The 1,685-nt window shown below is 34.8% G+C and carries 1 protein-coding gene; it reads right to left on the bottom strand.

Features of this window, described 5'->3' with window-relative positions; all coding sequences use genetic code 11:
• Positions 1–720: 720 nt before the first annotated feature.
• A complete protein-coding gene (locus CXF67_RS09625) occupies positions 721–1,281 on the bottom strand; it encodes a cob(I)yrinic acid a,c-diamide adenosyltransferase (protein ID WP_102088565.1) in 561 nt (186 codons plus the stop codon).
• Positions 1,282–1,685 lie beyond the last annotated feature (404 nt).

Below are 1,685 nucleotides of genomic sequence, written 5' to 3'. Positions count from 1 at the left end.
CGTATTTCGGCTGCCGCCTTGTACGGAATGGGAGAGATTCCTCGTTGAAGTAAAAGAACTTCTCTGTCGGAATGACAATTTCAGGTTCAAAATTACAAGTTTCTCAATAGCTAGAAAACGGCCTACTAAATTAAGCCGTAAAAATTGAAGCAAAAGCCTCGTAAAATTTTAGACTGTTTGAGGCTGTTTTTCCAGCCGAGTTTCTAAAATTTAGAGGGTGAGCGATGATTTTAGGAGGAATTTCGTCAGCCTAGATTTTTTTGGTTCGTTTTTTCATCAATGGAAAAAAGGAATGAAAACACTAATTTTATCTAAATCTTAAATAAAGATTACACTAAAACAGATTCCGCACCGCGGCTATCGCCTTGTACGGAATGGGAGAGATTCCTCGTTGAAGTAAAAGAACTTCTCTGTCGGAATGACAATAGTGAATTCAAGGCTTCAAGTTCCACAATACAAAGAAAAACAGCCTATTGAATAAAGATTGCTGAATACAGAATAGTGAATTAGAGAAATTTAATATTCGATATTCATCATCCGACTATGCGATTACTCGAATACACAAAACTCCTCTACTCGATAAAATAACGAATAATTAATATTGAAGTAAAGAAATTTAAAATTACACTTCTGTTTTATAAAAGCAAAAACATTCAACTACTCGAATAAACAAAAATCGAAACTTTTTAACTTGCAAACTTACCACTACGAAACCACCTCCTACTTAGAAGTATCAGGAATCCACTTTACCTCATCGGCATTTTTCTGCTTAGCGATACATCTTGCTAAGACAAAAAGGTAATCTGATAGTCGATTTAAATACTGAAGTACCTTATCATCGAAAGGCTCTAAATTGAACAAGGCAGTACAAATACGCTCTGCACGTCGACACACTGTTCTGGCAACATGGCAATGAGACACTGATGCATGTCCACCTGGCAAAACGAAATGAGTCATTTCTGGTAAGTCTGCATTCATCCTGTCGATTTCATTCTCCAAAAAGAAAATGTCTTCTTCTTTAAGCTTTGGAATTTTATTTGCATTGGAGGCTTTCCCTGGATCTGAAGCCAAAATAGCACCAACGGTAAATAGCTTTTCTTGTATAATGATTAAACCCATTTTAGAATCTGCATCAAGATCCTGATCACGGACCAAGCCAAGGTTTGCATTTAGCTCATCGACTGTTCCATAACTATCGATACGGATATTGTGTTTAGCAACACGTTTCCCGCCAAACAGTGAAGTAGTGCCTTTATCTCCAGTTTTAGTATATATTTTCATTGCTCTCAATTTTTCATCAAAGATAAAGATTATAAAGAGTAAAAAAAGACCCGTAGACTAATTTTGAATTGGTCATTAAAAATTTAAAAGATTGATCTTATTTGATATTTAAAATTTCAAAATCAACAATTCAATTTTTATAAAAACTACCGCTCGACTAAACCTAAGGGAGTAAATAGCCGTGAGTGACGAGTCGTGAGAGGTGAGTTAAAATAATTATTAATTTATAATTGAGAATTTTTAATTCAAAAAGTAGTTTTATTGAAACACGAGATGAGAAGTTTCTCAATAGCTAGAAAACGGCCTACTAAATTAAGCCGTAAAAATTAAAGTGAAGGTGTCGTAAAATTTTAGACTGTCTGAGGCTGTCTTCCAGCCGAGTTTCTAAAATTTAGACAGCAAAC

It is taken from the genome of Psychroflexus sp. MES1-P1E, from assembly GCF_002836055.1.
Classification (GTDB): Bacteria; Bacteroidota; Bacteroidia; order Flavobacteriales; family Flavobacteriaceae; genus Psychroflexus.
Note: the sequence above shows the minus strand (reverse complement) of the source record. Positions and strands in the feature narration are given on the sequence as shown.